A 6,214-nucleotide genomic window follows, 5' to 3' on the forward strand; every position below is an offset into this window, starting at 1 on the left:
GTGTGTCACGCTGTTCCACTGTGCCGATCCTCTGCTACCACTCCGTGGCGTGCGGCTGGGAGGACCCGGTCTCCGTGGAGCCGGTGGACTTCGAGCGCCAGTGCCGCACCCTGCAGCGCCGCGGCGGGACGGTGCCGCTCAGCGCCGTGCGTGATCGTCTCGCCGCCGACGGCACCGTCCCCGTGGGTGCCACGGTGTTGACCTTCGACGACGGCTTCGCCGACTACGCCGAGCACGCCGTGCCGATCATGCAGCGCTACGGGCTCACGGCCACGATGTACGTGGTCGCCGGGTCGGTCACGCCGAACGGCGTCGCAGTCGGCTGGATCACCGGTCTCGACCCGGCCGACGCTCCTCCGCTCCTGACCGCCGACCAGATCCGCGACCTGCACGACCGAGGCTGGGAGATCGGCAGCCACAGCATGGCGCACCGCGACCTGCCGACGCTCTCCGAGGCGGAGTGCCTCGCCGACCTGCGCGAGAGCCGTGAGATCCTCTCCGACCTCATCGGCCACCCGGTCACCACGCTCGCCTACCCGTTCGGACGGCATGCCCCGCACGTCCGGCGAGCTGCCCACAAGGCCGGATACGCCTGCGCCATGGCGCTGCCCGAGGGGCCCGAGCCGGGCGGTCCGTTCGCCGTGCCGCGCACCGGGATCTACCGCGGGAACCCGATGTGGAAGTTCGCGGCGAAGACCAGCAGGTGGTACCCAGCGGTACGCACGTCTTCTGTGTACCAGCGCGCGGCCGCCGCCGTTCGCGGCCTTCGCGCGCGGTCGGCGGCATAGCCACGGCGCCGACCGGTAACGCCGGAGCGCGCCTGCCCGAATGCCCCGGCGACATGCGGGCGGTGTCGCCCGCCGACGCACCTGTGCCGCGCCACGGCCCGGGGCGTACGCCTTCGAGGAGTGCGATGACGCTCAGTGCTGATCACATCAGCCCGGGTGCGGTCGGGTCCCGCGTGCGGGCACGTCGGCCCGACCGCTGGACGACCGCGCTGGGCCGCCTCGACGATCCCCGGCTGGAGCAGGCCTGGCGGGGTCTCCAGGAGGCCGGCCACGTCCCTTCCCCGTTCCTCAGCTGGGAGTGGGCGTCCGCCCTGCGCGACGTACCCGGCGTCGCCGGCGGCATCGAGGTGCTCACGGTCGCGGAGGACGACCGGATCGTCGGGCTGCTGCCGGTCGAGCGGGTACGATCCGCCACCGGTGCCACGGTCGTCGGAATCGCCGGCCAGAGTTGGCTCGCGCCCGACCACACCGACGTGATCGCGGCACCCGAGCATCGTGGGCCGGTGGCGACGGCCCTGCTCCGGCTGCTCGCCCGATCATCGGGCTGGGACGTCCTGCAGTTCGACGCGCTGCAGAGGACGGCGCGCTCGCGGCCGCCGTGGCCGAGGCGTTCCGGCTTCCGCGGTACATCCGGAGGACAGCCGAGCTGGTGCCCGTCAGCTACGTGCCGCTGCGTGGTCCCATCGTGAGCGGGCACGCCCGAAAACAGGTGCGCAAGGAACTGCGGCGCGCGGAGGCGTCCGGCGGCGGCTTCGCCGTCGTCACCGATCCGGCGCATTTCCCGCCGCTGCTCGAGGAGATGATGCGGTTGCACATCGCCCGCTTCGGTGAGCGGTCCGCCCTCTTCGCGACACCCGAACGCCGGGCGTTCCACCTGATCGCCGCGCAGCGCCTCGGCGAGTCCGGGTCGGTCCGGGTCAATCGCCTCACGGTGGACGGCGCCGCAGCAGCCATCACCTACCACCTCGTGTGGGGCGATCGAGTGCTCTTCTACAGCGGTGGGCTCCGCACCGACATCGGGCGGACACCGGGCTTCTCGGTCCGCGTGGCCGCGATGCTGGCCGCCGCGCAGGCGGGATACGCCGAAGCCGACCTCCTGCGCGGCGACCACGGGTACAAGGACCGTTTCGTCTCCGAAGTTCGGCACGACGTCACGGAGCAGGTGGTGCGGGTGACGACCCGCGCCACCGCGCTGGGCACCGCGGCACTCGTCCGGCGGGTCCGCCGCATCATCGCGGGCCCCTGACCCACCGCGGCCGCCGTCCGGCGCACAACGCGACGGCGGCGGTTTCGAAGCGGTAACGCGGCGGCCCCGCCAGGCGACTGAGAAGACCGAAGTCACTGTTCCCGCTGGTCCGAGCGCCACGTCGCACCCGAGACCAGCTGTCGGGGGGACATCGGACGTGCGCGCACACCGAGCGGGGTCGGCTGCGCGTCGACAACCCTGAGGGGCAGGATGAATATCCACCTGGACGTGGACGATTCCGCACCGCGACGACGAGACGACGCATCGACGAGCAGGACGCAACTCGAGTCGCTCGACGAGCTCACCCCTGTCACGCCGGAGCTCCCTCCGCGGCGCGCTCCGCGCCCACGGCCGGCCTGGGAGGTCCGCTACGCCCGCTCGGTCGCAGCGGCCGACGTGCTGGCGATCGTCGTCTCGCTCGGGCTGCGGGAGGTCTGGGGCGACGCACCGCCCATCAGCGGGCTCACCTGGGTGCTCGCCGGAGTGACACTCGGCCTCACGGTGATGTGTCTCATCGTGTGCCGCACGTGGGAGTCGGCGGTGCTGGGTCAGGGGGCAGAGGAGTTCAGCCGGCTGCTGCGGGCCATGGTCACCAGCGCCGTCGTGCTCGGTCTCATCGCCCTCGCTCTGAAGCTGCCCGAGGTGCGCCCCTGGGTCTTCGGGGTCCTTCCGATCGCCCTGCTGCTGGCCGCACTCGGCCGCCTCCTCCTGCGCAAGGCTCTCTACCGGCGGCGCAAGGCCGGCGCCTGCCTGCACGAGGTGCTCGCCGTCGGCACCGAGGAGGCCGTCGCACAACTGATCTCGCGGACGCGCCGAGCCGGCCATCACGGCTGGACCATCACCGCCGTGTGCACTCCGTCCGGCACCGGCACCGACATGGTCGACGAGATCCTCGGTGTGCCCGTGATCGGCGACCTCGACGCGGTGGCGCCAGTCGCACGGGAGGGCTCCCACCGCGTGGTCTCGGTCGCCCCTGCGCCGGGATGGACGCCCCGGCGCCTGCACCAGCTGGCGTGGGACCTCGAGGGCACCGGCACCGAACTGGTGGTCGAGCCGGGTCTGATGGAGGTTGCCGGGCCGCGTCTGCACGTCGCCGCGGTCGACGGGCTACCACTGCTCCGCCTCACCGAACCGAACTGGTCGGGGGTCCCGCGGGTCGTGAAGGCCGTGTCCGATCGCGTGCTGGCCGCCCTGCTGCTGGTGCTCGTCCTGCCGGTCATGGTCGGCCTGGCCGTTGCGGTCGGCCTCGACGGCGGACCGATCTTCTTCCGTCAAGCCCGGGTGGGCCGCCATGGGCGACGCTTCCAGATGATCAAGTTTCGCTCGATGGTCGTCGACGCCGAGCGGCGCCGCCCAGAGCTGGCCAACGAGGCCGCGGGTCCGCTGTTCAAGGTCCGCAACGACCCGCGGATCACGAGGGTGGGGCGTTGGATGCGGAAGTACTCCCTCGACGAGCTGCCGCAGCTGTTCAACGTGATCGCCGGTTCGATGGCGCTCGTGGGGCCGCGACCGCCGCTCCCGAAGGAGGTGGAGGGGTACTCGCGGGACGCCAGGCGCAAGCTGATGGTGAAGCCGGGGCTCACCGGGCTGTGGCAGGTCAGCGGCCGCAGTGACCTCTCCTGGGAGGAGTCGGTACGGCTGGACCTCCGGTACGTCGAGAACTGGACGCTCGCCCTGGACTGGCTGATCCTCTGGAAGACCATTGGCGCCGTTGTCCGGGGCACCGGCGCGTACTGAGCTGCGGAAGGGTCGGCGAGTGACTGATGGCTGTTCCGGCGATCCGTACCGGGCGCGGCGCAGGAGCCGCCGCCGGCACCACGGTCTTCGGCGTCTGGAGCAGCGCCTTCGCCCTCGGCGTGCTGTTCCACGAATGGCAGACCGGAGCACCGGCCGTGTCCGTGCACGGCGTCGCGGCGATTGCGGCGATCGCGGTGCTGCTCCGGCCCACATCTGTCCTCCGCATGCTCGTCGTGCTGGCGTTGCTCGCCGTCGAGTTCGTCATCGACCTGCCCAACCCGTGGAACCACACGACCGTCGCCGGCGTGGTCGGCGGGGCGGTGGTGCTGTGGTGGATCGGTTACGCCGTGTGCTCGCCGGGCGCCGCTCGCCGCCCCGACCAGTTCCTCCAGCGGATCGCGCCGTTCCTGCGCACGGCGTTCATCGTGACGTGGTACTTCGCGGCGTTCGCGAAGCTCAACGATGGCTTCCTGGACACCACGCTCACCTGCGCGATGTGGATTCTCGACGCCGTCCCGCTGGTGTCCGTCCCCGATGCACTGCGCCCACTGGTGATCGTCGGCACCATCGCGCTGGAGCTGTCGATCCCGACCCTGCTGCTCTTCCGGCGCACCCGGGCGATCGCAGTCATCGCCGGGTTCGCATTCCACCTCCTCTCGTCCATCGCGGGCCATACCGCCTTCTCCGGCCTCGCCTGGTGCTTCTATCTGCTGTTCCTGCCCGCAGCGGCGGTGGCGGGCGCCGCTGGGCTCGTGCGCCGCGCCGTCGGACCCGAGATGCGTCAGTGCGTCCTCAGGGCCATCCGGTCACCGCTGACCTGGGTCGCACTGGCCACCTGCTGGATGCTCGCCGCCGGCGCACTGCAGATGCTGCCGGAACTCACCGCCTGGCGGATCAAGCGCTGGCTGCCCACACTCGGCTACACGCTCTGGATGATGCTCTGGGCCGTGCTGCTGCTCCGGCTTCGCCGCTACTGGCTGGTCCTCACCCCGTCCGGCGCCTTGCTGCGAGTACGGCAGCCGCTGTTCCTCGCGGTGCTGGCGCTCATCGTCCTCAGCGCGGTCAGCCCGTACATCGGGCTGAAGACCAAGTACTCCTTCACTATGTACAGCAACCTGCACACGGAGCCGGGACGATGGAACCACCTCGTCGTGCCCGAGGCGGTGCGCGTCTTCGATGCGCAACAGGGCATGGTCCGGTTCCTGCGGATCGGCGACCCGGCGATGGAGGATCAGGTCACCGCCCAGGGCGGCCATTCCGTCGTGCTCCTGGACGCACGCCGGCTCGCGGCCTCCTATCCAGATGCTGCGGTCACGTACGAGTTGGACGGCGAGGTCAGGACAGCCGACCGGATCGCCGACGATCCGGTGCTGGGCCGGCCGGTCTCACCGCTCGTCCGGCTTCTCGGCGGATTCCGTCAGGTGCCTGCGGTGGACAGTTGCCAGCATTGACCTCAGCGAGCGGCGGTCGTGACGCGGATCGGACCGCCGTCGGTGCCGACGGCGATCACAGCGGAGGCGGTCGGGTCGTCGGGGACGTCGATCTCGACATCCTCTGCATCGTCGGAGACGGCCGACGTCGCGAGCCGGTAGGCCCCCGGTGCCACCGCGAGCGAGATCGGTCCGCTGCCCGAGCGCGCCACGATCGTCTGAACCGTCGAGAAGGTCAGGTCGATGGGGCCGGACCCGGTCTCGACGACGGCGGCCGTGCCGCCGAGCGCGCTTCCGGTGACACCGCCGGATCCGGTGTCGACCGTGATGTCGCCCTGCACGTCCGTGATCCGCACAGCGCCGGACCCCGAGTCGACACGCACCGGGCCGGCGATGTCGCTGACCTCGACCGCTCCCGATCCGGTGTCGACGTCCACGTGTCCCGCACCGGCCACGACGATCGAACCCGAGCCCGACCGGCCCAGCACTCCGACACCCGCCGGCACGGTGACGACGTACTCGAAGTAGCACTCCGGAAGTTCGTCGCACCCGTCGAGAACCAGGCGGGTGCCCTCGAGCCGGTGCGACTGCGGTGGCTCGGGCCCGTCGTAGATGACCGTGCGCTCGACGGTGTAGCCGGTGCCCGCGCCGCTGCGGAGCACGGCACGGGACGAGCCGGTCGTGAGCTCGACGACCGTCACCTCGGCGCCTGCCGGTGGCGTCACGGCACTCGCGGGGGCAACGGGAGCGGACGCGGCGGAGTGCGCGCGGTCCGTCTCCCCGCCCGGCTCGTCCGCCATGGCGACCGGCGCCGGAGGACCGGTCGGATCCGGTGGCGCTCCGCAGGCCGACAGTACGGTCAATGCAGCACCGAGGCCCGCGACCCACGTGTGCCCACGTCCCATGGCAACCGCCCCCACTCCTCGTCCGGCGGAATGCCGCCCCGGCGAACACTGAAGCGGCGGTCGTCATCCGACTCGCCCGCCGGTGTACGGCCGTTACCGGCGGCCGCC

General features: G+C 71.5%; 6 protein-coding genes. 5 read left to right on the plus strand and 1 reads right to left on the minus strand.

The annotated features are described in order from the left end of the window. Positions 1 to 20: 20 nt before the first annotated feature. From KME75_RS18190 to KME75_RS18210, 5 genes are all read left to right on the plus strand, one after another. Positions 21 to 788: a polysaccharide deacetylase family protein gene (locus tag KME75_RS18190; RefSeq protein WP_219416038.1), complete on the plus strand. Its 768-nt coding sequence runs from the start codon at positions 21 to 23 to the stop codon at positions 786 to 788. Between the two features lie 125 nt (positions 789 to 913). Beyond that, positions 914 to 1,477: a GNAT family N-acetyltransferase gene (locus tag KME75_RS18195; protein ID WP_219416039.1), complete on the plus strand. Its 564-nt coding sequence runs from the start codon at positions 914 to 916 to the stop codon at positions 1,475 to 1,477. Beyond that, positions 1,438 to 2,034 carry a GNAT family N-acetyltransferase gene (locus KME75_RS18200; RefSeq protein ID WP_219416040.1) on the plus strand — a complete coding sequence of 199 codons (597 nt, stop codon included), beginning with the start codon at positions 1,438 to 1,440 and terminating at the stop codon, positions 2,032 to 2,034. Before KME75_RS18195 ends, KME75_RS18200 begins: the two co-directional genes overlap by 40 nt. 228 nt (positions 2,035 to 2,262) lie before the next feature. Beyond that, the gene (locus tag KME75_RS18205) at positions 2,263 to 3,771 is read left to right on the plus strand and encodes a sugar transferase (protein ID WP_308282869.1); all 1,509 of its coding nucleotides are present in this window, start codon (positions 2,263 to 2,265) and stop codon (positions 3,769 to 3,771) included. A gap of 26 nt (positions 3,772 to 3,797) precedes the next feature. Next, the gene (locus tag KME75_RS18210) at positions 3,798 to 5,222 is read left to right on the plus strand and encodes an HTTM domain-containing protein (RefSeq protein WP_219416042.1); all 1,425 of its coding nucleotides are present in this window, start codon (positions 3,798 to 3,800) and stop codon (positions 5,220 to 5,222) included. A gap of 2 nt (positions 5,223 to 5,224) precedes the next feature. Here KME75_RS18210 and KME75_RS18215 read toward each other — a convergent pair whose 3' ends face one another. Next, complete coding sequence (locus KME75_RS18215; RefSeq protein WP_219416043.1) at positions 5,225 to 5,926, minus strand: DUF4097 family beta strand repeat-containing protein; 702 nt, start codon at positions 5,924 to 5,926, stop codon at positions 5,225 to 5,227. Between the last annotated feature and the right edge of the window lie 288 nt (positions 5,927 to 6,214).

Source organism: Pseudonocardia nigra, from assembly GCF_019396355.1.
Taxonomy (GTDB): Bacteria; Actinomycetota; Actinomycetes; order Mycobacteriales; family Pseudonocardiaceae; genus Pseudonocardia; species Pseudonocardia nigra.

Bases quoted from the DNA above. Each gene is read 5' to 3' on its own strand.
- KME75_RS18195 (WP_219416039.1), top strand. From the start codon at position 914: ATGACGCTCAGTGCTGATCACATCAGCCCGGGTGCGGTCGGGTCCCGC.
- KME75_RS18210 (WP_219416042.1), top strand. From the start codon at position 3,798: ATGGCTGTTCCGGCGATCCGTACCGGGCGCGGCGCAGGAGCCGCCGCC.